Annotated in this window: 23 protein-coding genes; 3 read left to right on the top strand and 20 right to left on the bottom strand. The window is 40.9% G+C overall.

Features of this window, described 5'->3' with window-relative positions; translation table 11 throughout:
* Positions 1-615 precede the first annotated feature (615 nt).
* From N9I19_RS11610 to N9I19_RS11595, 4 genes are all read right to left on the bottom strand, one after another.
* Positions 616-1,560: a siderophore ABC transporter substrate-binding protein gene (locus N9I19_RS11610; RefSeq protein WP_317777893.1), complete on the bottom strand. Its 945-nt coding sequence runs from the start codon at positions 1,558-1,560 to the stop codon at positions 616-618.
* Between the two features lie 213 nt (positions 1,561-1,773).
* Positions 1,774-2,532 (bottom strand): iron ABC transporter ATP-binding protein, encoded by a 759-nt coding sequence (locus N9I19_RS11605; RefSeq protein WP_061465516.1) that lies wholly within the window; start codon positions 2,530-2,532, stop codon positions 1,774-1,776.
* Positions 2,526-3,473, bottom strand: coding sequence for an iron chelate uptake ABC transporter family permease subunit (locus tag N9I19_RS11600; protein WP_125159746.1), 948 nt, complete (start codon positions 3,471-3,473; stop codon positions 2,526-2,528). The genes N9I19_RS11605 and N9I19_RS11600 overlap by 7 nt, the downstream gene beginning before the upstream one ends.
* Positions 3,466-4,416, bottom strand: a complete 951-nt coding sequence (locus N9I19_RS11595; protein WP_061465518.1) for an ABC transporter permease — start codon at positions 4,414-4,416, stop codon at positions 3,466-3,468. Before N9I19_RS11595 ends, N9I19_RS11600 begins: the two co-directional genes overlap by 8 nt.
* Before the next feature lie 251 nt (positions 4,417-4,667).
* On the opposite strand from N9I19_RS11595, the gene N9I19_RS11590 reads away from it, so the two are divergent.
* The 3 genes from N9I19_RS11590 to shc all read left to right on the top strand — a co-directional run bounded on the left by N9I19_RS11590 (position 4,668) and on the right by shc (position 9,093).
* Positions 4,668-5,009 carry a DUF1450 domain-containing protein gene (locus N9I19_RS11590; protein WP_317777867.1) on the top strand — a complete coding sequence of 114 codons (342 nt, stop codon included), beginning with the start codon at positions 4,668-4,670 and terminating at the stop codon, positions 5,007-5,009.
* A 364-nt stretch (positions 5,010-5,373) separates the two neighbouring features.
* Entirely contained in the window at positions 5,374-7,023 is a 1,650-nt protein-coding gene (locus N9I19_RS11585) for a M14 family metallopeptidase (protein ID WP_317777866.1), read from the top strand.
* A 174-nt stretch (positions 7,024-7,197) separates the two neighbouring features.
* Entirely contained in the window at positions 7,198-9,093 is a 1,896-nt protein-coding gene (shc, locus tag N9I19_RS11580; RefSeq protein ID WP_317777865.1) for a squalene--hopene cyclase, read from the top strand.
* Between the two features lie 248 nt (positions 9,094-9,341).
* Here the strand turns inward: shc and N9I19_RS11575 are convergent, their stop codons facing one another.
* The 16 genes from N9I19_RS11575 to N9I19_RS11500 form a co-directional block, all read right to left on the bottom strand.
* Positions 9,342-9,830 (bottom strand): tetratricopeptide repeat protein, encoded by a 489-nt coding sequence (locus N9I19_RS11575; RefSeq protein ID WP_317777864.1) that lies wholly within the window; start codon positions 9,828-9,830, stop codon positions 9,342-9,344.
* A gap of 216 nt (positions 9,831-10,046) precedes the next feature.
* A complete protein-coding gene (locus N9I19_RS11570) occupies positions 10,047-10,595 on the bottom strand; it encodes a PepSY domain-containing protein (RefSeq protein WP_317777863.1) in 549 nt (182 codons plus the stop codon).
* Between the two features lie 64 nt (positions 10,596-10,659).
* Positions 10,660-12,015 carry a sensor histidine kinase gene (locus tag N9I19_RS11565; protein ID WP_317777862.1) on the bottom strand — a complete coding sequence of 452 codons (1,356 nt, stop codon included), beginning with the start codon at positions 12,013-12,015 and terminating at the stop codon, positions 10,660-10,662.
* Positions 12,012-12,707 (bottom strand): response regulator transcription factor, encoded by a 696-nt coding sequence (locus N9I19_RS11560; protein ID WP_061465524.1) that lies wholly within the window; start codon positions 12,705-12,707, stop codon positions 12,012-12,014. The genes N9I19_RS11565 and N9I19_RS11560 overlap by 4 nt, the downstream gene beginning before the upstream one ends.
* 432 nt (positions 12,708-13,139) lie before the next feature.
* On the bottom strand, positions 13,140-13,661 hold the full coding sequence (msrA, locus tag N9I19_RS11555; RefSeq protein WP_317777861.1) for a peptide-methionine (S)-S-oxide reductase MsrA: 522 nt from the start codon (positions 13,659-13,661) through the stop codon (positions 13,140-13,142).
* 124 nt (positions 13,662-13,785) lie between these two features.
* Positions 13,786-14,394: a response regulator transcription factor gene (locus N9I19_RS11550; protein WP_061465526.1), complete on the bottom strand. Its 609-nt coding sequence runs from the start codon at positions 14,392-14,394 to the stop codon at positions 13,786-13,788.
* Between the two features lie 12 nt (positions 14,395-14,406).
* The gene (locus N9I19_RS11545; protein ID WP_317777860.1) at positions 14,407-15,528 is read right to left on the bottom strand and encodes a sensor histidine kinase; all 1,122 of its coding nucleotides are present in this window, start codon (positions 15,526-15,528) and stop codon (positions 14,407-14,409) included.
* Positions 15,529-15,622: 94 nt separating this feature from the next.
* A complete protein-coding gene (gene desA / locus N9I19_RS11540; RefSeq protein WP_317777859.1) occupies positions 15,623-16,681 on the bottom strand; it encodes a Delta(5) desaturase DesA in 1,059 nt (352 codons plus the stop codon).
* Positions 16,682-16,973: 292 nt separating this feature from the next.
* On the bottom strand, positions 16,974-17,681 hold the full coding sequence (locus N9I19_RS11535) for a response regulator (protein ID WP_230300562.1): 708 nt from the start codon (positions 17,679-17,681) through the stop codon (positions 16,974-16,976).
* Positions 17,678-17,875, bottom strand: coding sequence for an ATP-binding protein (locus N9I19_RS11530; RefSeq protein WP_317777858.1), 198 nt, complete (start codon positions 17,873-17,875; stop codon positions 17,678-17,680). The genes N9I19_RS11535 and N9I19_RS11530 overlap by 4 nt, the downstream gene beginning before the upstream one ends.
* Positions 17,872-19,269 (bottom strand): PAS domain-containing protein, encoded by a 1,398-nt coding sequence (locus tag N9I19_RS11525; RefSeq protein ID WP_317777857.1) that lies wholly within the window; start codon positions 19,267-19,269, stop codon positions 17,872-17,874. The genes N9I19_RS11530 and N9I19_RS11525 overlap by 4 nt, the downstream gene beginning before the upstream one ends.
* A gap of 77 nt (positions 19,270-19,346) precedes the next feature.
* Positions 19,347-20,852: a tripartite tricarboxylate transporter permease gene (locus tag N9I19_RS11520; RefSeq protein WP_375166270.1), complete on the bottom strand. Its 1,506-nt coding sequence runs from the start codon at positions 20,850-20,852 to the stop codon at positions 19,347-19,349.
* A gap of 39 nt (positions 20,853-20,891) precedes the next feature.
* On the bottom strand, positions 20,892-21,347 hold the full coding sequence (locus N9I19_RS11515; RefSeq protein WP_061465532.1) for a tripartite tricarboxylate transporter TctB family protein: 456 nt from the start codon (positions 21,345-21,347) through the stop codon (positions 20,892-20,894).
* A 57-nt stretch (positions 21,348-21,404) separates the two neighbouring features.
* On the bottom strand, positions 21,405-22,427 hold the full coding sequence (locus tag N9I19_RS11510; RefSeq protein ID WP_317777856.1) for a tripartite tricarboxylate transporter substrate binding protein: 1,023 nt from the start codon (positions 22,425-22,427) through the stop codon (positions 21,405-21,407).
* A 159-nt stretch (positions 22,428-22,586) separates the two neighbouring features.
* On the bottom strand, positions 22,587-23,513 hold the full coding sequence (locus N9I19_RS11505) for an AEC family transporter (RefSeq protein WP_317777855.1): 927 nt from the start codon (positions 23,511-23,513) through the stop codon (positions 22,587-22,589).
* Between the two features lie 155 nt (positions 23,514-23,668).
* Complete coding sequence (locus tag N9I19_RS11500) at positions 23,669-24,541, bottom strand: LysR family transcriptional regulator (protein WP_317777854.1); 873 nt, start codon at positions 24,539-24,541, stop codon at positions 23,669-23,671.
* Positions 24,542-24,698 lie beyond the last annotated feature (157 nt).

The raw sequence follows: 24,698 nt of genomic DNA, 5'->3' as shown, positions 1-24,698 counted from the left end.
AAAATAACAAAAGGTTTTGAGGCCTGTTTCGTAAACTCATTTCGCGTTATATCGACATCATTCCCGTCTTGACTTCAGTTGATCTACTTTTATTGAATTAATTTCTCCTGATAGTAAATGACACCAAATTTGCCTATATTACTTGAAGTAATTAGTATGATGAGGATTCAATTATTCTTAGTTTTCATGAATGTTCATGTTTTAGTTTTTAAGATTATTTACCAATCTATTTACCAATGTTCACTTAAATTACAATTTAAAACCAGACCGGAACCAGAAACTGCATCAAGCATCAATGCAGTTGACATTATAATAGGAAGAAACTATTTTTTTTACGTTGTTATTTGTTTGGCTGAAGAGTTATTTTCTTTCGGTAGCCGCCCATATAAGCCCTAGCAGCTACAACAGGGTCTAATAGGAACCTTGTCCTATTTATTTTCCCTTTATTGGGTGTGAAGACCTTACAAGCTGTTGTAACCGGCATTATTGGTTTCCCTTAAGTGATTCCTTTTCTTCCCTTTGTTATTATATATACTTTCATTCAGCTTTATTATAAAAAATAAAAAAAATCCTGTCCTCAATCGAGGGCAGGATTTGCTTTTAAACTATATTTAATTACTTAAGCCCTTTAGAAACTTCTTTAACCATTTCATCAACAGATTCTAAACCGCCGCCAGATAAGTACCAGTAGTTAGGATCAAGATAAATGATGTTTCCTTCTTTAAAAGCCTTTGTATTTTTTACAATGTCATTTTCAACAGTTTCTTTTGCTGCAGCTCCATCACCGGCAACCGCATCTCTATCTACAACGAATAGATAGTCTGGATTCTTTTCAGCAATGTATTCGAAAGAAATACTTTGACCATGTGTAGATACCTCCAATTTATCATCTACAGCAGGTACTCCGAATACATCATGGATAATTCCAAATCTTGAATTCGGTCCGTAAGCACTTACTTTTCCACCGCTAGCAAGAACGATTAAACCAGTTTTATCCGTCGGAGCTTTTTCTTTCAAAGCATTAATGTTTTCTTCAACACGTGCTAATTCTTTAGCTGCTTCGTCTTTTTTATCGAAGATTTTACCCAAAAGTGTTACATTTTCTTTAAAGGATTCCATATAATTTGCAGTATCTACACCTACATAAACAGTAGGGGCAATTTTACTTAATTCTTTATATGCTTCAGTTTGACGGCCAGAAATCAGGATTAAGTCAGGAGCCATCTCGTTGATCTTTTCGAAGTCAGGTTCTTTTAAACCGCCGGCATTTTCAGTTGTACCTTCATATTTAGAAAGGTATTTTGGAAGGCCATCATGAGGAACAGCTGCTACTTTCACACCCAATTTATCAAGAGTATCAAGAGCACCCATATCGAATACAACAACTTTTTTAGGGTTTGTTTTTACTTTCGTTTCGCCTAGTTGGTGCTTAACCGTAAATTCTTCGCTTTTAGCACTTTCTTTTTTCGTACCTGATTCTTCTTTTTCCTTAACTGATCCGCAAGCTACAGCCACTACAGCCAGCATTGCAACTAAAAGCAGTAAAGATAATTTCTTAATCATTATGGTCACCTCGAAAAGTATGTTTTTATTTAAAATTACAGATTGAATCCTCACCTTCACAGAATTCACCTGCATCGCTTTCCCTGGATATAAACAGGCGGCGGCTAAAAACCTTGGGCGCCCGCCAACTTTTAACAGCCTAATGAGCGTATGAAGTGAATCTGAGACGGCTACGAATACTGAAGTAATTTAAAACCAAATGGCTTTTTCTTACGTGAAGTACACACAGATCTTATTGTCATTGATATTTTGGATTTCAATATCCATATCATAGATTTCCTTTAATACTTCGGAGTTGATCACTTGTTCAGTAGGTCCATTATGAACAACCTTGCCATCCTTCAATGCGACAATATAGTCGGAATAACAGGATGCAAAATTAATGTCATGAATGACGATTATGACCGTTTTCCCTAATTCATCGGCCAATCTCCTCAATACCTTCATGATTTGGACGGAATGCTTCATATCAAGATTGTTCAGAGGCTCATCAAGAAGTACATACTCCGTATTCTGAGCAATAACCATGGCAATGAATGCCCGCTGCTGTTGCCCGCCGCTAAGCTGGTCAAGAAATTTATCCTGCATTTCGCCAAGTTCCATATATTCAATCGCTTCATCGACATACTTCCAATCCTCTTTAGTCAGTTTACCTTGTGAATAAGGAAAACGGCCAAAGGCGACAAGTTCACGAATCGTTAAACGGATATTGATGTGGTTAGCCTGCTTTAAGATGGCAATCTTTTTAGCAAGTTCATTGCTATTGAATTTCCCCATATCCTTCCCCTCGATCAGGACTTCTCCTGAATCCCGGGTAATGAGCCGGCTGATCATTGAAAGGACTGTACTTTTCCCCGCTCCATTAGGACCGATGAAAGATGTGATTTTCCCTTTCGTTATTTCAATGGAAACATCCTCGACAACCGTTTTACTATTATATTTTTTGAATAAATTTTTCACTTCTACCATGATTTATTCTCCTTTAATAGAAGATAGATGAAATAGACACCGCCGACAAAGTTGATAATGACACTCAAGGTGGTAGAGAACGTAAAGATCCTCTCTACAATGAATTGACCGCCGACCAAGGCAATCACACTGATCAGCATTGCACCCGGGATGATATGTTTATGCTGATAGGACTTAATGAATTGATAAGCCACATTTGCAACAAGTAATCCGAGGAACGTGATTGGACCGATCAGGGCAGTTGAAATGGAAATTAAAATCGTGACGACGATTAAAACCCGTTTCGTTACAAAATCGTAATCCACACCCAAGTTTATGGCTTGGTCCCTCCCTAGTGACATGACATCTAAATACTTCAAAAATCTCATAAAATATATCATTGCCGCTATCATGAGGATAATCGCTAATGTTAACAGGTCAGTGTTGACATTATTGAAACTGGCAAACATTTTATTTTGTATCATTTGAAATTCATTCGGGTCAATCAATACCTGCATAAATGAAGACATGCTGCCGAATAAGGTCCCGAATATGATACCGATCAACAATAGAAAGTAAATATTTCGGTTTTTCTTGAACATGAACTTGAACAGCAGGCTGGAAAAAATAAGCATGGCCGTAAGTGTAACCAGGAAATTGAGATTTTTATTCATGATCATGATATGCGTTGAACCGAAGAGGAAAATCACTCCAGTTTGGATCAGCATATACATAGAGTCCAGTCCCAAAATGCTTGGTGTCAGGATTTTATTATTCGTAACCGTTTGGAAAATCACTGTTGAAAAGGCTATCGCACAACCTACCACGATGATGGCAATGATTTTTATGACCCTTCTCGGCAGTGCATAATCCCAATTCGGGCCAAGGTCCCAAAATATGTAACCTGCCGTTAAAGCTGCTGCCAGAACAGCTAATATAATGATCTTACTTTTATTATTCATATGCCTTTCTCCTCATTATCAGATAGATAAATACGGCGCTTCCTATCACACCAACCACGAGTCCAATCGGAATTTCAAATGGATATATGATGATCCTGCCCAGAATATCGCAGATCAATAGGAATACTGCCCCTAGCAACGCTGTATGAGAAAGACTCTTTTTCAAATTATCACCAAGGTAAAGGGATACAATATTTGGTACGATCAATCCTATGAAAGGAATCGTTCCCACCGTTAACAGGACAACAGTGGAGGATAATGCCACGATGATCAGCCCAAAGTTGACTATAAGTTTATAATTTAGCCCTAGATTAATAGCAAACTCCTCACCCATCCCTGCCACAGTGAATTTATTGGCAAAGAAGTATGCGAGAATGACTAAAGGGATACTTACATATATTAGTTCGTACCTTCCCGACATGATCATCGAGAAATCACCATTCATCCATGTGTTGAGGCTTTGAATCAAATCATACTTATAAGCAAAGAATGTCGAGATGGAACCGACGATATTACCAAACATCAAACCAACCAATGGAATGAAAATCGTATCCTTATATTTCACTTGATCAAGAATTTTCATGAACAAGAATGTACCTGCCAAAGCGAATATGAAAGCGAATGCCATTTTCTCAATAAGTGCTGCCGATGGAAAAATGATAATGGCAAGAAGAAGTCCCAGCCTTGCAGAATCCATGGTACCGGCAGTCGTAGGGGATACAAATTTATTGCGGCTCAATTGCTGCATGATCAGACCGCTTATACTCATCACCACGCCGGCAATGATTATGGTCATCATTCTGGGGAAACGGCTTTGCAGCATGATTTGCACTTTATCATCACTTAGATCCAATAAATCCAGGGGGGTAATATCTTTTACACCAATGAATAATGAGGTAAATGATAAAACGATTAACGACATGACTAAATATCTTATCTTCATCTACATTTCCTACTCTTCCTATCTCAGTAAATACAGCGATAATATTTTTAATTAAAAATATATGAATAAAGACTATTGTACAATCCCCTATTGAAATGGGGTTCATGAGACAATAGTTACAGGGTTCTCACATTCATGATAATGAGATTCATTATCATTATCATTCATTCTTATTCTACCATTTCTTTGACATGTGTCAACAAATACAAGGGAATTACTTTGATAAACTCCGGATAATGGAAGAACCACTCATGCATTTCGCTACAGGAAGTGATAAAATCATAATAACAAATATTTACTCTTCTAATGAAAGAAGCGATGTGATGAAAAACTTCCTATCTAAAGTGTTCAAAAAAAAAGGGAAAATCCAGATTGAATTTTGCCAAAATAATCTTGACCGCTTCCTTGATGAACAAACGGTTGCTGATTATGGTAAATTCTTAGCGAATCCAAGGATTCAATATAAGGAATATGAATGTTTAAGTGAGTGTAAACTTTGTAAGCAAACCCCCTATGCGAAAGTGAATGGCCAGATAATGAACGCCAAGGATTCACGGAATCTTTTAAATCAGTTATATGATGAATTGAAATGATACGGGCCAAGCAAATTGCTTGAACCGTATTTTATTATGGAAATTTCAACTATCTACCTCTAAGTATACAGAATCCAGGGGATGAATAACTATGAAAAGTAATTACTAACTTTCTTTCTGCCACCATTCCCCTTAGAAAGATAAGCCCATGGGAAGGTTGTTATGCATCAGAGTCATTCCCTTATGTAATCGAAAAACATCCACACTCTTTTTTTGACAGAGAGAGTTTTACTGGGCTGCAAGCCATGGAATGCCTTTATTGATCTAGTAGATACTTCCTGTTTTTCTCTAGTTCCTACGGTTATACTGTATATATAGCTTAATATATGATAATTTATGGAAAAAGATATATAGGAGGACGTCCGTGAAAAAAATCATTCCTACAATCGTTTCATTCGTAACCCTAGGTCTTGTCACTGGATTGCCTAGCCAGAACCCCATCGCAATGACAGAAGAATTCACCCCTTATTATGGAAATGGTCCAAGCTATATTCAACCTGATAACCTCTCCTACCTTTTCCCTGAACCTAATGTTTCTTTCAAGACCCCTGCCTTTATACAAGGCAAGATCGCTTTTACGAGCCAAGAAGAAATGATTGGTCATATCAAGTCCCTCTCCCATAAAAACAAGAACATCCAAGTCAAGACGATAGGTAAATCAATAGAAGGACGCGACATTCCAATGCTTCTTTTCAGCAAGGATTCAAAAAAACTCAATAAGGATTCCCGTAAACCATTGATTTGGATACAAGGTCAGATCCATGGCAATGAACCCGCTTCAGGTGAATCAACATTAGTCATTGCACAATGGCTTGCCGAAGGAAAACTTGGTGACGTCCTCGATAAAGTGAACATTGCCATCGTTCCACGCGTAAATCCAGATGGCTCCTATTACTTCAAACGTTTTACCGCAAATGACATGGATGCGAATAGGGACTATTTAAAAGTGGAGTATCCTGAAGTACAGACTATTCATCAAACCATCAATGATTATGGGCCTGAAGTCATTCTTGATGTACATGAATATACAGTGAACCCCGCTCCCCTTAAAAAGGTAGGCGCAAATGGATCCATCGCTTCCTATGATCTGCTCATTTCATCAGCAAAGAATTTAAATATTCCGGAACAGCTTCGAAAAGCATCCGATGAACTGCTTTTACCTAATGTTTTCAAAGCATTGGAAAAAGAAAAGCTTTCCTATCATGATTACTATACACTCGATACTTCTGATACTGGAATTCTTACCGCTACTGAAGGAAGCACAGAAGCCCGCATCGGTCGCAACGCTCTCGGATTGAAAAATACAATGACCTATTTAATTGAAACAAGGGGTATCAATATCGGCCGTACTGACTTCAAACGTCGTGTTTATGCACAAGCTTCAGCTCAGGCTGCCTTCATTAAAACGACGGCTGATCAGGCCAATGAAGTAAAAAAGGTGGTCAAGCAGGCGGAAAATGAAGTGGTGAAAAAAGGGAGAAAAGCAAATGATAATGACAAAATTGTCATCACCAGCCAAAATAAATTAATGAAAAATCAAAGGTTAACAGTGGTCGATATAGCGAAAAAGGTCGATACCACCATCGATTGGCTGGATTCTACCGCTGCCTACCCTACGCTGGTTAGAGATCGTCCGACAGCCTATATCCTTCCATCCGAATATAAAGATATTGCCAAGAAACTTCAGCTATTGGGAGTAGAAGTCAAAAAATTAAAAAGACCTATGAAAGTAGCTGTTGAAAACTATAGGGTCAAGGATCTAAAAGTTTCCGCTGAACTGGAAAGCGGACATTCCACAAGGGAAGTCACGACCACCGTTACTTCCAAAACTCGGGTTTTCCCAAAAGGAAGCTATGTATTTAACATGGACCAACCTGACGCTAACTTCATTTCCCTGGCCCTCGAACCAGAAGGCATAGACAGCTACGTGACATTCAATTTCATTCCCGCTGTTAAGGGCGGAGAATTACCTATTTACCGCTACATGAAACAATCGGCATTACCAGTTAAATAATGCATTTCGATTACTTTCTAAAACGCTTTAGCAGCTTTCGTTGCTGAAGCGTTTTATTTTTGAACTCCTATTTAATTCACTTTTAAACCTATTGGCGGACTTTATTTTTTGAATGTGTTGAGAGTTTTTGAATATATATATAAACGGACGATGTGTTTAAGAGGGGGAACGACTTTGAACCAGCATGTGCAATTGGAAATGAACCGCCTTATTCATCGCTTAAAACAAGACCAATCAGCAGATGGATCTTGGAATTATCCCTTTGACACTGGGATAACAGCTGATGCCTATATGATTATTTTACTTAAAGTTTTAGAAATAGAAGATGCCTCTTTAATAGAGGCATTAGTAAAAAGGATTGAAAGCAGACAAACGGAAAACGGCTCTTGGAGACTTTTCCATGATGAAAAAGACGGTAATCTTTCAGTCACTATTGAAGCTTATTATGGTCTCCTTTATAGCGGACTGCGAAAAAAACAAGATCCTCATATGAGGAAAGCCAAACAATTCATTCTTTCCAAGGGTGGAATTAAACAGGCCAAAATGTTAACTAAAATGATGCTCACCATCACTGGACAATATAAATGGCCACTCCTATTCCCGATCCCGCTCGAAGCTATATTACTGCCGCCAACCTTCTTCTTCAGCATTTATGACCTATCCGTATATGGCCGTGTCACCATGGTCCCTTTGCTTTTACTAGGACATAAAAGGTTCCAGATCATGTCCCCAAACACACCTAGTTTAAAAGATTTATATCAAACAAGGGAGGAACGGTCTGAAGAGCATGTGTGGAAGGAATATCGAACCGACGAATACCGCTCCTTCTTTTCCAAACTTCAAACAGGTGTCAAAACTTTAATTGGTTATCCAGATTATCTTCATTCCTTGGCCCTAGAAACCACAAAACGATTTATGCTCGACCGGCTAGAACCCGACGGAACGTTGTATAATTATTTTGGGCCTACCTTTTTCATGATTTTTGCCCTACTTTCAACCGGCTACTCGAAAAAAGATCCTGTAATCCTAAAAGCTGTTTCCGGTTTGAAGGGAATGTCCTGTTCCGTTGATGGTCACACACATATCCAACTTACAACAGCACATGTTTGGAATACATCCTTAATCAGTTATGCCCTGCAAGAAGCCGGACTGCCATCAAAAGATGAAACTGTAAAGTCCGCCAATCAGTATTTACTGTCACGCCAGCATTATATGTATGGAGATTGGTTAATTCATAATCCTGACGCGGTCCCAGGTGGCTGGGGTTTCTCTGATTTGAATACAATGAATCCAGATGTAGATGATACGACGGCATCATTACGGGCGCTTGCAGGTCAAATGCAAACAAGACCTGATAATCTGGACAGCTGGCAGCGTGGTGTCGCCTTCACAATTTCCATGCAAAATGACGATGGAGGATTTCCCGCATTTGAACGAGAAAGCGATCCTAAATGGGTACATCTCATTCCTTTCGAAGGATCAAATTACCTCTTGACTGATCCGTCGACAGCTGATTTAACAGGCAGGACGCTTGAATTTCTAGGGAACTATACAAATTTGAAGAAACCTGGGAAAGTCAGCAAAAAGGCCGTAGATTGGCTCTTGAAAGATCAGGAGCAGGACGGCTCCTGGTACGGACGCTGGGGAATATGTTACCTATATGGCACATGGTCGGCACTGACTGGCATGAAGGCCGTAGGGCATTCCTCTGAACATCCTGCCATCAAAAAGGCCATCTCCTGGTTAAAGAAAATCCAAAATAAAGATGGCGGCTGGGGTGAATCTTGTTATAGTGACATCAAGCAGCATTATATGCCTCTCGGGACCAGTACCCTGACACATACGGCTTGGGCTGTGGATGCGTTGATTGCAACATCTGACAAACCCACACCTGAAATTGAAAAGGGCATCACCTATCTCACCCGCGGAGCTCAAAAAGAAGACTGGACCAATGACTATCCTGCAGGCCAGCTCATGGCAAGCGTTTTGTATACCCATTATCACAGCTATCGCTATATTTACCCGCTACTTGCCTTAAGTCACTACAGAAACAAATTCATGGATGCTTAATCGCTTTTTCAGTGATTTTTATCATATAAAGGTGAATATGTGGATTACCTGTGGAAAAGGGGTGAATAACAACGAAAAGTTATCCACAATTCGAGGTTATCCACATTATTTTGCCTGTAAAATGACTAAAAACAAGTCATCGATAAACATTTCCCTTCATTTTTGTTGAATTTTGTTGATTAATTCATTTCGAATATGTATTAATGACTTGTTTATGCACGCTTTGTGGATAGTTTGGGGATGAATGATTACGATTCCAAGAAAACTTTATCCAGTTTATCACTATAGAATTCTATGGCCTTTGCATAAGATTGTATTTCTCGATCCTTAGAGGTTTCCGCAATTATTTTCAATAAGGATTCCATCGCTAGATCATGTCGGCCCAAATTATAAAATGACATGGCCCTGAATACCAATAAAGCCCTATCCTCAGGAAACTTTGCCAGCCCCGCTTCCAATGTCCGTTTTGATTTTTCATATTCCCCAATGGTGCGATATGTGCTCCCCAGCCCTAGGTAGGCTCCTTTTGCGTCCTCATCCGGCAAACCTAGTTTGAGGGCAGCTTCATAATGGGGCACCGCCTTTACCTCTAGTCCAAGAATATCCAAACTCCAGGCACACTGATACTGTATGACTGCATCCTCTGGATTTTGCTTTGCCAAATCCATCAATAATTGATTGGATTTTTTGAATTCTTTCTTGCCCCTTAATATCAGTGCCCTTTCTAAACTCTCCATCGCCATTCCTCCATTGAATAAAATTCCTTATTGCCCCTATTCGCGAGTCCCCCATTTAATACCTTCTTAGATCGGCTGAGAAAGAGTAATTCAGAATTTATATGTAGGAAAATGGGAGTCTGGATCGGCCTCACTTTTCAATCGGATATGCCATTGTGAATAAAAAAGGATCTGCCACTTGGCAAATCCTTCACACATTTCAGTTCTAGATATTGATTAATCATCCAACTGGTTTTTCAATACTTTCCCCGTAGTGGCATCTATCACTACATCATATTCCTTTTGTCCCTGGTTTATCTCCAACTCGTACACAAGGATGCCATTCTCTGAATCAAGCTCTGCATCCGTCACTTGACCCTCCACCTCTTTCAAGGCAATCTTTTCAGCTTGATCCATGCTGATTTTTGCAATTTCCACTGCTTGTTGTGTGCTCATTTCCTCATCGTCTTCGTCTTCCATCTCCCGAGAAAGAATCTCTCCTTTTTCAGCATCGACCTCTACATCTTGATAGCCTTCATTCGTTTTAACGGTCATCTCATAGGTCATCGGCTGGTCCCAATCCTTTTCAAATTGAGTAACCTTACCGCCCAGTTTTTCTGAAATCATTTTGATAGCCTCATCCTCAGATAACGCACTCTTATTGACTGCATATACCGCAGTTCCAGCGGCACCGCCGAAAAGCAATACAGAAGCTATGGAAACCGTCAAGATTACCTTTTTCTTTTGAATGATACCTTCTTTTATCGTAGCCCACTGCTTTTTCATGAATAATTCCTCCTTTGAGTTGTTACCTTAAGAATAAACATCATTCATGAAACGAACATGAGCGCTAGATTAGAATTTGATGAGAAAGAGTAATAGTCACCAACGTCCCCTCTCCCACTTCGCTTTGAATTTCCAGTTTACCGCCGAATGACTCGACAAGTGTTCGAGCGATGGAAAGCCCGAGTCCATTGCCTCCCGTTTTCCTTGCCCTTGATGAATCCACGCGATAAAAACGTTCAAATACATGCGGTAGATGTTCTGGTGATATCCCTGCCCCTTGATCTTTAACACCAATGAAAATTTCATTAGCCCTCCGTTTTATCAGGATTTGTATATCCGATTCACTATATTTCATGGCATTGTCCAATAGGATGACAAGCACCTGTTCAAGCTTGCTGGAAATGGCCATTGCATATATTTCCTTAAACTCGGATTGTATCTTTATTTCACGGTTTGCCGTCCTTCTAAATGTTTGGGCAATCTGTTCACAAAACGAAATAAGTTCGACTTTTCCTTCAATATCCTTTGAAGGTTCACTTTCGGAAGCGGACTGAAGTAGATGTTCCGTCAGCTGTTTCATCCGGATGGCTTCATGATGGATTGCCTCCACCGCCTCCTCCAGAATCGCCTCATCCTTCATTCCCCAGCGTTTCAATAGTGAAGAGTAACTTTCTATGACCGTAATCGGTGTTTTCAATTCATGCGAAGCATCTGAAAGGAATTGCTGCTGTCGGTTATAATTCCGCTCAAGCCTTTCTATCATCCTGTTGAATGACACCCCCATTACCTGTAGCTCGTCCTTTGATTGATCCGAAAGCGGGATCCTTTTGAATTCTCCACTTTTCTCAATATCCATCATTGTCCCGCTCATGATCGATATGGGTTTGAGGATTAGATTGGCCAGCCATTTACCGGCAAAAATGGATAGAAGAATGACAAAAAGGGATGCACCACCTAATACGAGGGCAAGAGTCGATAAATTTTCAAGGAGGGTATCCTGCGGCTGTGTCACCTCGATCATTCCTAGCTTCTTCCCTTCTTCGGGATATGCGTAACGGTAGGTCAACACGTAATCCCCATCAGCTTTGCTAAAATCAAATCCTTTCTCATTAATGGATTTAACCGCTAGCCCCTCAAGGTCCTCTTCATCCGTAAACGATTTTATCAACCTTCCATCTGTGTCAAATATCCGCACCATTCCATCATCAGGGGTATACGGCTCCATTAAATCGGGATCACCGGAAATCAAATCTTTCGTCAGGATATTTTCTTCAATTAATGAAGCTTTATCTTCGAGCAGATCCCTTTCCCTCTCAACAGATATCCAAAGAAAGGCGATTAAAACGATGATACTCAACAATATAAGCATGACGCTTAAAAAAAGACTGGAGTACGATTGGATTTTCGTCCGAATCTTCATACCGGCTCCTTCAAGCTATACCCTACCCCGCGGTAAGTATGTATGAGCTGCAAATCAAAGGGGTAATCTATTTTTTTTCGTAAATAACGGATATACACATCAACCACATTCGTATCCCCTGCAAAGTCATATCCCCATACATGTGTAAGTATTTGCTCCCTTGAGAGTACTTGATTTTTATTTTGCAATAGATATACCAGCAAATCGAACTCGCGGGAAGTCAGCTCGATCCTGTTGCCTTGCCTGAGAAGGTCCCTTGTACCAAGGCTCAATTGCAGATCATGGACCTTAAGTTCATCCGCTTTCCCTTCTGATTGGCTCTCACGTACATTTGTACGAAAACAAGCACGGATCCGGGCCAGCAGCTCTTCTATCTCAAACGGTTTCGTTACATAATCATTCGCACCATGGTCCAGGCCATTCACCTTGTCTGGTACAGCATCCCTTGCGGTTAGAAGAATGACTGGTGTAGATCCATTCTTTTTCCGGAAACGTCTAAGTACTTCTATGCCATTCAACTCGGGTAGCATCACATCCAATAAGATTAAATCCCACTCTTCGGATTCTGCCCTTTGCAGACCTGTCTTTCCGGTAAAAGCCGATTCAGTTAGATAACCCTCATGATTAAGTTCCAGCTGGAGGATCCTCGCGATTTTTTCTTCATCTTCTATTATTAAAATCCTTTTATTCATGATTACCACCACCCACCTCTTAGTGTACTGAATAAAAATGAAAATATCATGAGAAATTGAACACTCCGCATAAAAATCCCATGAAATAATTACTTTAAAATTTTTGTGCCTTTAAAAGGTCAAAAAAAAAGAATCGGATGTGAAAAGTCCAAGTTGGTCTTTACAGACACCATACACAGATTCCTCACAATCATTAAAAATTTCTCCATAGCTAAATAATAAAAGCCTAAGTATCAATGGCTAACCATAATAAAAAGACTATGGAATATTTCCATAGTCACAGTTTGTCCAAAATGGGGTTCGGAACGGCTTCATCCCGAATAACTGGCTTGCCGAGACCACACTGCCGCTTGCGGCGAGGAAGCTTGGCAGACAGTCGGCGGAAAGAGAGCCGATACCTGTAATCAACTGATCGTTTAATAATGATCCAGTTCATTCACCGTTCCAATGCTGGTCAATGAATTCATCGCGTCCTGATTTCGCACGGTCCGCTTTATAATCATCTTTGTTTTTTTTATGAAAGCCTTGATGGTATTCTTCGGCAGGATAAAAGGTTTGGGCAGGAAGGACTTCCGTTACGATGGGTTTCTGGAATTTCCCGCTGGCTGCAACCTTTTCTTTCGCTTCAATGGCCAGTTTCTCTTGAGCTTCGTCATGATAAAAGATGGCCGTTCGATACTGGCTTCCCCTGTCATGGAATTGACCGCCATCGTCGGTTGGATCGATTTGCTGCCAATATAGTTCAAGCAGTCTTTCATAAGGAAATAACAGGGGATCGAAAGTGATCTCGACGACTTCATAATGTCCCGTAGTTCCCGTCTTCACTTCCTCGTAAGTAGGGTTTTCAACATGTCCCCCTGTATAACCGGATACGATTCCCCCAATCCCGGGTTGTTCTTCAAATGGTGTCACCATGCACCAAAAACAGCCTCCTGCAAATATAGCTTTTTGCATAATGGTCAACACCTTCCTGTATATATGTAATAAAATCTAATATACCATATCCTAATCTTAACACTGTGTCTTTTGATTTACGAAGCCTCCAAGCCAATCGCTCCAAAAGGGATGTACCCTTTGATCAATCTTTTGACCAGCCCTTTTCCTTGAATCTTACAATAGCTTCAACGCGATTGCTTACATCCAATTTATCAAGAATGACCGAAATATAATTACGGACCGTTCCATTGGTCAGATAAAGCTGGCTGGCAATTTCCTTCGTATTCTTACCATCTGCAATTAATTGGAGCACTTGACACTCTCTTTCAGTCAAAGGGTTTTCTTCTTCAAAAGCCATATCCACCAGCTCAGGAGCATATATGCGCCGACCGTCCATGATGACACGGATCGAGTTCGCCAGTTCCTCACTTGGACTATCCTTCAGCAGATATCCACCTACCTCGGCCTTTCTGGCTCTTTCAAAATAACCAGGGCGTGCAAACGTGGTTAAAATGATGACTTTGCATTGGTGGCCCTGATCCTTGATCTCTTCCGCTACATCAAGCCCGGTTTTAACTGGCATTTCAATATCCGTAATGCAGATATCTGGCTTTAAACGATTAACGAGATTCATTGCTTCTTCCCCATTGCTCGCTTTTCCGACAACTTCCATATCCTCTTCCAGATCAAGGATAGAACCTAGAGCGCCAAGCAGCATCCTTTGGTCTTCAGCAATTACGATTCTAATCAATGTTAATCCCACCTATCCATTATTTTTTATAGCATTCGGAACCCTTATATAAAGTGCAGTTCCATCTGTTGATTTAATATCCAGGCTGCCATTAACGAATTCAAGCCTTTCTTTCATTCCTTGAAGTCCATTACCTTTAAAAAATTCTGATTTACGTGAAAGTCCCACTCCATTATCTTGGACTTTCATCGTCACTCCTGTCTGTAATTCTTCGATGACGATATTACATGAGTCGGCACAGCTATGTTTGACGATATTTGTCACAGCTTCTTTCAAGCACATGCTTAAAACCGTTTCAACAAGCAATGGAGTATCTTGCAATTCCGTTGTGCCTTCCAAATTGAAGTCTATCTCTGCCGCTTTCAATATTTGCTTGACCCGGATGATTTCATCGCATAGCTTGGCCCCACGCATTTCCGACACCATTTCCCGTACTTCCTTGAGTGCCGTCCTCGCCGTTTGACGGATATCCTTGATTTCCTTCTTAGCCGACTCCGGATTTAAATCAATCAATTTCCCTGCAAGGTCACTTTTCAAGCCAATCAAAGAAAGTTTTTGTCCAAGTGTATCATGTAGATCACGGGCAATCCGCTGGCGTTCTTCCATTTTGCCAAGCTCGGAAATTCTTTTATGTGCATCTTCCAATTGTTCTTCCAGCCTATCACGTTTATTCCGATTATATGTGTTGAATGGGAGAAGGATCACGCCCACTACACAAATGAGCATAAAGGGAAATTGCGAAAAGAAGGTAGGGTCTTTCATGATGAATCCAATATTGACAGATACGATGGTGGCTAATAGCTGGATCGAATATAATACGAAAAAGCCAACCTTATTTTGAACATTCCCAATAAAGAATGCTAAAAAGAGTGAAAAGTAAATGTAGCTGAAAAATATGGTCATGGATATGGATATGACTATTTGTATAGCCGTCCATACGTATACGGGCCATCCCTTCGAAACGAATGAGAGACCATATGATATGAAAAACAAAATGATCATGACGATTCCAAAGACAGTCTCCAACATCGATGAAGATTTGAAAATGAAGTAAAAAGGAAGGATACAAAAAATGATCCAGACATAAGGGCTCAGCCCTGTGTTCTTAGGAAAGATATGATACCAACTTTGCATGGCGCCGCCTCTATTTCTTTTTCTCCTAGTATATACTAAGGTGTTTAATCAAAAAACCATCCAATGGAAATTGAATGGTTTTTTGATTAACTATTTATTTCCCTTGAAGACTTGGACGTTTATTATTGATTTCCAACTTTGATTTTTTCTCATTTAGACGTTCCTTAATCTCTTTAAAACTTACAAACGTCTTGTTTTCCCCATCATAAAGGCGGAATCGAAGTGATTTTAAACTTGAACTAAGGGTGATTGTCGTTGCCTGCTGCAAAGGCAGGGTGGAATCATGGACTTTTTCCAGATTATAGTTCGGCACTCTTGGACTAAGATGATGCACGTGGTGAAAACCGATATTACCAGTTACCCATTGTAAAACCTTCGGAAGTTTATAATAAGAACTTCCATCAATGGCAGCCTTCACATAATCCCATTCCGATTCCTCTTCGAAATAAGAATCTTCGAACTGATGCTGTACATAAAACAGCCAGATGCCCAGGGATCCAGTTACAAAAAGAAGCGGTACCTGAATCATCAGGAATGCCTGCCATCCGATAGCCAAGCATAACAAACCATAAATCACCACGATTGCGGCATTAGTCAAATACGTATTCATGCGTTCCTTCTTTTTTGCGCCTTTTTTATTCAGACGATTCGATACAAGGAATAGATAGAATGGACCTAATCCAAACATGACGATCGGATTTCTATATAAACGGTAAGCCAGACGCCCCCAGAATGAAGCGGCGATATATTCATCAACGGTCATGATCCAAATATCTCCTGTACCGCGTTTGTTTAAATTACTGCTTGTTGCATGATGTATGGAGTGGCTATGCTTCCATTGCTCATACGGAAATAATGTAACGATTCCACTGATTGTACCCAGGATGCTATTCGCTTTCCTGCTTTTGAAAAACGATTGATGACAGCAATCATGGAAAATGATGAAAATCCTGACTACGAATCCTGAAGCCAGGACGGCAAATAAAAGGGTCAGCCCGTATGAAATGGTTAAGCTTTGATAAGCTAAAAACCATAACAGGAAAAATGGCGGAAATGTATTTATGAGCTGTTTCACGCTTGATTTAGTATTGGATTTTTCAAAAGGGGCAATATCTTTTCTCAATTGTTTTTGATTATGATTATGATGACTCATGATTTCCTCCTCATAATATATAGGAATGGGTGTTTAAATGGATTGGTTATGCTTCCATTTCTTCTTTTATTATAGGAATAATAACCGATTTTCTATAGTCATAAACGTCAATTCCCTGCCATGACACTTGTCATATACTTGTCTGCTTCAACACTTTCACACCTATTTTTTCCTCTTTCATCATTTTTACCCTTCAAAAAAAACGATGACTTCCAATCAATCTGATTCCAAGAAAATGCCTGACATTCATTCGATCAAATAAAAAAAAGATCCGCCGGCTTGGCGAACCCATTTATAACTTGATGGCATACACCCGTTCAGGACGTCCTACCGTACCATATGTTAAATCGGCATCAATTTTTTCCTCTGACATCAAGTGCTCCAGATAACGCCTTGCCGTTGTCCTGCTCACCCCGATTTCCTTTGCCACTATTTCGGCCGTTAACCCAGGGGAGGATTTCCCCAACACAGCCATCACCTTCTCCAAAGTCATCCGATCGATCCCTTTTGGCAGTGAAGACTGTTCCCTCTCTTTTTCTTTCATTTCCTTTCGCAAAAGCTTATCAACCTGTTGCTGCGTTACGGGAAAATTGCCCTTTTCCAATTCTGATAGTTTAATGTGATACTCTTGATATCTGTGTAAGGACTGCTTGAAACGTTCAAATGCCACAGGCTTGATAATATAATCAAATATGCCGATCTTGATGGCTTCCTGGACTTTTTCGATTTCTTTAGCCGCCGTTATCATAATGACATCCATTTGTTTGCTTTGCTGCTTGATTTCCTTCAGGATATCGAGCCCATTCATATCCGGGAAATACATGTCGAGCAGCAATAGATCCGGCTGCATGATTTCAATGAAGCTTTTAGCTTCGTCATAGCTTGAGGCGATCCCGATCGTTTGAAAACCCTCAAGCTTTTCGATGAATAGCTTTTGTATCTCAGCAATCCGCAGGTCATCTTCTACGATTAAAACTTCTATATCGCGATTCGCCATCATGAAATCACCCCTCTGTTTTTTGGCAGTGCTATAGTAAAGATCGTATATTCCCCTTCTTTCGTCGAAAAAGTGATATATCCCCCTAATCCATCAATCGCTTCCTGAACAAGGCCCAAACCTATACCTGAATTGGTTTGATGGCTTTTCGTCGTAAAACCGTCCTGGAAAATACGTTCGGTAACTTCTGAATTCATCCTTTCCCATTATCTTCAACTTCAATGATCAACTCTTTACCCAGATCCGTCACGAACAACGATACCCTTTTTTCCTCCCTTTGATTTTCGCGTACAGCTTCGAAGGCATTATTGATAAGGTTGCCGATGATCGTCACTAATAAATCCCGATCTATTTCGGGCGGAATATCTTTAAAACTGCTTTCTCTATCAATAGTAAAATCAATTTTCAGCTCGCTGGCTAAACTTACTTTCCCTAAAATGAACCCGGCAATAATCGGATCAGGCACTTCCTTCATCAGAAAGTGAATGAAGCCTTGAGTGACATCCACTTCCTTCGATATGAAATCAATCGCTTCTTTATAGGATCCCAGTTGGATCAGGCCTAATAGAGTATAGAGCCGATTGGAATATTCATGTGTCTGGGCCCTGAGCCCTTCTGCATACGCCTTTACATGTGATAGTTCTTGAAGGAGATTGGATAGTTCCGACTTATTCCGCAAACTTGCAACAGCACCGATGACTTCACCCTGTCCATTCAAAATGGGAATCCGGCTTGCCAAAAAAATTTCACCGTCAATCATGAATTCCTGGTCATACTCGGCCTGTGCCGTGCTGACCACATCCAGCAAATGTGTATGCCTGATGACTTCTTCAATTTTTTCCCCGCGAAGCATGACGTCTTTAGGGATATCCAGGATTTTATGTGCCGTTTCATTGACGACGGTGATTTTCCCATGAACATCAATGGCGATGATGCCTTCATGAATCGTTTCCAAAATGGCATGCTTTTCTTGAAACATCCAGGCAATCTCTTTCGGCTCAAGACCCAATATCGCCTTTTTTATATTTAATGAAATGAAAAAGGCTATTAATAAACCGCCGATTAAGATAAAAGAGATGGTCCATACTATCTTTCGTTGTATTCTGGACACTTCTTTTTCAATATCATCCTGAAGGTAGCCAACAGAGACTACACCAATGACTTTTCCATTTGCCATTATCGGGGATTTCCCCCTTATGGAAGGACCCAATGTCCCAGTCGATTCCGTGATGATGGATTTCCCATTCCAAACCTCGCCGTTATCCCCCCCTACCATTTTCTTCCCGATCAAGTTTGGATTCGGATGGGACAGCCGTGTTTCATTCTCATCTCCTATTACTATGAATTCCGCATCGATCTGCCTGCGAATCTTTTCCGCGATGGGCTGAATGATTACAGAAGGATTTTCCGTCCGAAAAGCTTGTTTAATCTCAGGCAGCAAAGAAATGGTCTGGGCAACCGACAATGCTTTTTCCCCTGTTTCCTGTTTCAGGTTATTTTCTAAGATATTTATAAAAATAACTTCAAAGATTCCCCCCATTAAGATGATTAACGTACAGATGCCCAGCATCAGCTTGGTGTGTAAACGCATTCAATCACCTCTTCATACATCATATAAAAAAAAACCCCTTTAAAAAAGGGGTTTTCATAACATTCAGAAAATATCAGTTAACCTTCAATATTAATGACAACATCCTTCCCCCTCTTCTTAAGTAAAACCGGAATGAGCAGCCATAATGCCGTTACAATCAGGAAGGTTAGGGAAAGCGGCCGAGTGAAAAACAAACTGTAATCCCCATCGGATATCGTCAAGGCCCTGCGCATATTATTTTCTATCATCGGTCCTAAGACCAGCCCTAATACCAATGGGGCGATAGGATAATCATTTTTACTTAAGAAATATCCCAAGACCCCGCATCCTAATAATAGCAATAAATCATAAGTCGATACTTGTACCGCATAAACGCCAAAAATGGAAATTGCGATAATGATCGGAATCAAATATTTCTTTGGCGTTTCAATGATTTTCGCAAAAACCTTAACGAGCGGTAGATTAAGGATGAGGAGCATCAGATTCCCAATGAACATACTTGCGATAAGTCCCCAAGCCACCTGAGGATGATCTTCGAATAATAATGGACCAGGCTGGACATTGTACATCATGAGTGCACCCATTAAAATGGCCGTTGTACCAGAACCTGGAATCCCCAGCGTCAATAATGGAATCATCGCTCCCCCAGACGCGGCGTTATTGGCCGTTTCAGGTCCAGCCACTCCAGCAATCGCCCCCGTGCCAAATTTCTCGGGTTTTTTTGAAATCCGTTTTTCCATAAGGTATGAGAAGAAAGAAGCAAGAGTGGCCCCTGCACCCGGCAGGATTCCTACAAAGAAACCCAAGAGCGATCCCCGGGCAATGGGACCCGCAGATTCCTTGAACTCTTCTCTGGAAGGAATCAAATTACTAATCTTCGCGATTTCCCCGTCATCCTCTTCTTTTTCTAAGATCGTCTTGAACACTTCTCCAAGGGCGAATAATCCTACTGCAATTGTCAGGAATTCAATCCCCTGATATAACCAGGGAACATCGAAAGTAAAACGAGCTATTCCTGATACATTATCAATGCCTATCGTCCCAATCAGCAAGCCGCAAACAGTCATAATTAACGCCTTTGTTACGGATTTTCCCGCGAGACCACTGACAGCCGCCAAACCTAGAATCATGAGCGAAAAATACTCAGCCGGACCGAATTTAATGGCAATCGTCGATAATGGCTGAGCTAAGGCAATCATGGCAATAAGTGTGACTATCCCTCCAACGAAGGAACCGATGGCCGAAATGGATAACGCACTCCCGGCTCTGCCCTTCTTCGCCATTTGGTAGCCATCCAATGTCGTGACGACAGAGGAAGATTCGCCCGGTGTATTCAATAGGATGGAGGTCGTCGACCCTCCATACATCGCTCCATAATAAACACCTGCAAGTAAAATGATGGCACTTGTCGCCGCCTGCTCTGGTGGAAGTCCACCTGTAATCGAGGCGGTTACCGGAATTAAAAGAGCCACACCGCTCATCGGTCCGATCCCAGGCAAAACGCCGACAGCGGTTCCGATCAATACCCCGACAAATGCAAAAAGTATGTTATACCAAATAAGTGCCGTTTCAAATCCCTGCATTAAATAAACAAAAGTGTCCACTTCCCATCCTCCTTTCTTTTATGAAAACCAGATTGGCCAACCCGGCAATGTTCCCTTTAAAACGTTCACGAATAAAAAATAGACGATTCCGGAAAATCCTGCGGAAATGATGAGCGATGTCACCCACTTATTCCGTTCCATCGTTTGAAAGCAAACAAATAAAAAGAGAAAGGTCGTAATGACATATCCTATCGTTTCCAGTGTCAAAATATAAATCAAGGTTGAAATAAAAATAATGATAAAGGGCTTATACTCCAGCTTTTCCTTACTCGACTCTTGTCTCCTGCTACGATACGCCTCATAGAACAGGCGAATGCTTAAAGCGGCAAGGACCAATCCCAATACAAAAGGGAAAATGTCCGGTCCTACCGAACTTCCATAAGAAGAACTGGATAGCTTCCTGCTACCTATCATAAACAGCACTCCGACAGCCAGAAAAGCTACGGATGCAAAGCGATCGAATTTCACGTCCATCCTTATCCCTCCATTTCAGAAAATAAGAAGAAGGTGAAAGCACCTCCTTCTTCTCCATTATTTTTCCATGCCTAAAGCTTCTAATAATTTCTGCTCCTGTTTCTCCTGCTCTTCTAAAAACTTACTGAATTCTTCACTATTTTTATATTCTTGTTCCCATCCTTGAACTTCCACTTCCTTTTTCCATTCAGAGGTTTCAACTAACTTTGCAATGGATCCGTCCCAAAAGGTTTTCGCTTCCTCAGACATATTCTGAGGTCCAAAAACGCCTCTCCAAATCGTGAATACCGCATCGACACCCTGTTCCTTTGCCGTCGGTATGTCTTTAAGATCTCCACCCAAGCGTTCAGTCGAGGTTACGGCCAACACTCTAATCTTTCCTGCTTTTAAAAATTCCCTGACACTGGATGCATCCGTTCCGATCACATCCGCATTTCCACCAAGCAACGCCGTAATCGCTTCTCCGCCACCGTCGTACGAGACGTATTTAAGTTCAGTTGGATTCAAGCCATATTCATAGGCTGGAAGAATGGAAATCAAATGATCCATGGATCCCGGAGCCGATCCTCCCGCAAAGGTTAACTTACGAGGATCTTTCTTCACCACTTCCAGCATTGATTTCAAATCCTTGAATTCAGAATCCGCCTTTACCACTATCGCTCCATAATCTTTTGTCAGCTGCGCCAATGGAGTCGTATTTTTATATCCATAAGGACTGTTTCCCTCTTTTTTAAGGTTATTGATGATGACAGGCGGTGAATTCACGAAAAGCATGTCATTATTATCTGCTTGCTGTGTCGCATAATCCGCCATGAAGACAGCACCCCCGCCACCGGGTTTGTTTTCGACGGTTAATGGCTGGTTCACCAGTTTTGTCTCCCCCAAGACCTTTGTAAATGAACGGGCCGTTAAATCCCATCCCCCACCTGCACCCGAAGGAGCAACGATCGTAATGGCCTTTTTCGGATAACCTGTACTTTCTTTCTTCTCTCCTGATGTATCCGAACTGCTGCATGCACCTAAACTTAAAGCTAGAGAACCTGCCAATATGACCGCATAAATCTTTTTACGAGAAAACATATGAATCCCCCTTTTGAAAGCGTTTTCTTAATTCTACAAAATTATCTTCCTTTTCTTTAATTATTCACCTAAAATACATAAATTTCATAATCTCCATATTGTTCATAAAGTTTTATGGGTGGACATGTGGAAAAAGACTGCCCATTGCGAGCAGCCCTGCTAGAATAGTATTTTTGATAGATATACGACCATTGTTACCGTTATACTGCTGAATAAAGTCGACATCAAGACCGCCTGTGCCGCATACTCCGGATGGTTGTCATATTCCAAAGCGAATAATGCGCTGTTTCTAGATGTTGGAAATGAACTTGCGATAAATAACCCCTGAGCGACAGTCCCTTCCAAGCCCAGCATGAGAATGATCAGGAATGCGATGGATGGCGAGAGTATTAAACGTCCAATCAAGCTAAGGATAAGCGGAAGAGGGAAATGCGTCATTTTCAAGTAGGCACTCTGTGCACCCAATGTAATCAAGGCTATGGCTATGAAAGCACTCGCGATATTATTAATCGGGGTCCATAGGAACAGAGGAATTTCGAAAGAAGTGGCCTGTAATAGTAGACCGAGTAAAAGAGCATAAATGACGGGGTTCTTCAGGAACTCGCGAATGGCACCCTTGGCACTTTTTGTATGGACGGAAACGGAATTCATCAATCCATAGGTATAGGTCAACAGGTTTTGAAAAATGATCACGATGACTTGGATCGACAGGCCAAGAGGATTGGCCTGAAAAACCATCTGACTGACGGGTAACCCGAAATTGGCTGAGTTATTCAAGACCACACTATTTTTAAACGTGGCAGAGAGACTTTGATCGAACCTGGCAAGTTTAGCAATCACTGAGCTCACGATGATGAGGCTTACTGCTTGAAGAGCAAGGAAGCTGAATATCTGGACAATCATCCCCCCGCCCATATTGCTTTGATATATATTGACAAAGCTAATGGCCGGCATGAGCAGGAAGTTATTCAATTTAGACAGCGTATTCAGATCCAGCTTGAATTTACGATGCATAATGGCCCCCGCCCCTATAAGGAAAAAGACCGGCACAATGACATTCAATACGATTAGAAACAGGACACTCACTTGACTTCCTCTCCATTCCTTAGGCTAATTCCTGTTGATTTACATCTCCCATCTATCATAATGCCGGGAAAACCATAATTAAAATACCAATAAATTATCGTTAACCATTCAAAAATGGAATGGCAAAAAAAGCACAGAGGTTTCTGCGCTTCTATTTAAATATCACTCATGAAATCGACATCTTTGACAAATTCGACAAACGCTTTGACCAGTTTTAATTCCAGCGACTTTTCATGATATAACATCCATGTATTCCTGATAAGTGGATTTCCTTGCTTATCCTTAAGGTCCATTTGATGGAGGCTTTGGTCTTTCTCCAATAAAACACTAGGAAGGATCCCATATCCCAGTCCATTCCTGACCATTTCTTTGCATGTATCCCCTTTATCCACTTCCATACCCACCAAAGGAGGTCCTGAAAAATTGTCCCTCCACCAATTTTCGATCATTGTTTTTAAAAGGGCATCGGTCCTATAATCGATCCTCGGCAATGAGGGCAGGTCCCGAACTTCGATTTTTTCCTTAGAAGCAATACAAATCGTTTCCTCAAATAGATGATGCCTTGATCCTGACCATTGATAGTCCCCCCGTACGATCCCGACATGCACTTCTTCCTTGTAAATGAGATTCAGTACTTCTTTACTCCATCCAGTAGTCACATGGAAATCCACTTTAGGATATCGTTCACGAAATAATCTCAACAGGCCAGGCAATTTATGCAGCGTAATATAGTTGGAAACACCCAGCCGTAATGTTCCACTGATCTCCTGACCCATATTGAATGCTGTCTCTTTTATCTGCCGGAGCCTGATCAGCATCTCATCCGCACAGATGGCCAAATATTCCCCTTGAGGGGTGAACTGCACTCCTCTTGTTCCCCGCTCCACAATCTTTAGATTGAATTCCTTCTCTATTTGTTGAATCCGTTTCGTTAAAGAAGGTTGTGAAATATATAAATTTTGCGCCGTTTTAGTAATATTCTTATGTTCATGCAACACCTTTAAAATATGCCAATCCCTTTCGTTCATAACCCTTCCTCCGATACGCTTTTCCTTGAATGTTTTATTAAAAATGTACCATAAATGGCCTTTTGGAGATATCATTTAACAAGGCTGTTTTCACATACTTTGTTGCTATTTACCAGGTAGTGAGTTGTGGTTGATTTCCCCTCCAGATGCTCGCTTT

Source organism: Peribacillus sp. CSMR9, assembly GCF_033141925.1.
GTDB classification, from domain to species: domain Bacteria; phylum Bacillota; class Bacilli; order Bacillales; family DSM-1321; genus Peribacillus; species Peribacillus simplex_A.
Note: the sequence above shows the minus strand (reverse complement) of the source record. Positions and strands in the feature narration are given on the sequence as shown.

Excerpts from the sequence above, each read along its gene's own strand:
- N9I19_RS11605 (WP_061465516.1), bottom strand. The coding sequence starts at position 2,532 with ATGGTAGAAGTGAAAAATTTATTCAAAAAATATAATAGTAAAACGGTT.
- N9I19_RS11600 (WP_125159746.1), bottom strand. The coding sequence starts at position 3,473 with ATGAATAATAAAAGTAAGATCATTATATTAGCTGTTCTGGCAGCAGCT.
- N9I19_RS11595 (WP_061465518.1), bottom strand. The coding sequence starts at position 4,416 with ATGAAGATAAGATATTTAGTCATGTCGTTAATCGTTTTATCATTTACC.
- N9I19_RS11590 (WP_317777867.1), top strand. The coding sequence starts at position 4,668 with ATGCATTTCGCTACAGGAAGTGATAAAATCATAATAACAAATATTTAC.
- N9I19_RS11575 (WP_317777864.1), bottom strand. The coding sequence starts at position 9,830 with ATGGAGAGTTTAGAAAGGGCACTGATATTAAGGGGCAAGAAAGAATTC.
- N9I19_RS11570 (WP_317777863.1), bottom strand. The coding sequence starts at position 10,595 with ATGAAAAAGCAGTGGGCTACGATAAAAGAAGGTATCATTCAAAAGAAA.
- N9I19_RS11565 (WP_317777862.1), bottom strand. The coding sequence starts at position 12,015 with ATGAAGATTCGGACGAAAATCCAATCGTACTCCAGTCTTTTTTTAAGC.
- N9I19_RS11560 (WP_061465524.1), bottom strand. The coding sequence starts at position 12,707 with ATGAATAAAAGGATTTTAATAATAGAAGATGAAGAAAAAATCGCGAGG.
- msrA (WP_317777861.1), bottom strand. The coding sequence starts at position 13,661 with ATGCAAAAAGCTATATTTGCAGGAGGCTGTTTTTGGTGCATGGTGACA.
- N9I19_RS11545 (WP_317777860.1), bottom strand. The coding sequence starts at position 15,528 with ATGCAAAGTTGGTATCATATCTTTCCTAAGAACACAGGGCTGAGCCCT.
- desA (WP_317777859.1), bottom strand. The coding sequence starts at position 16,681 with ATGAGTCATCATAATCATAATCAAAAACAATTGAGAAAAGATATTGCC.
- N9I19_RS11535 (WP_230300562.1), bottom strand. The coding sequence starts at position 17,681 with ATGATGGCGAATCGCGATATAGAAGTTTTAATCGTAGAAGATGACCTG.
- N9I19_RS11530 (WP_317777858.1), bottom strand. The coding sequence starts at position 17,875 with ATGAATTCAGAAGTTACCGAACGTATTTTCCAGGACGGTTTTACGACG.
- N9I19_RS11525 (WP_317777857.1), bottom strand. The coding sequence starts at position 19,269 with ATGCGTTTACACACCAAGCTGATGCTGGGCATCTGTACGTTAATCATC.
- N9I19_RS11520 (WP_375166270.1), bottom strand. The coding sequence starts at position 20,852 with ATGCAGGGATTTGAAACGGCACTTATTTGGTATAACATACTTTTTGCA.
- N9I19_RS11515 (WP_061465532.1), bottom strand. The coding sequence starts at position 21,347 with ATGGACGTGAAATTCGATCGCTTTGCATCCGTAGCTTTTCTGGCTGTC.
- N9I19_RS11510 (WP_317777856.1), bottom strand. The coding sequence starts at position 22,427 with ATGTTTTCTCGTAAAAAGATTTATGCGGTCATATTGGCAGGTTCTCTA.
- N9I19_RS11500 (WP_317777854.1), bottom strand. The coding sequence starts at position 24,541 with ATGAACGAAAGGGATTGGCATATTTTAAAGGTGTTGCATGAACATAAG.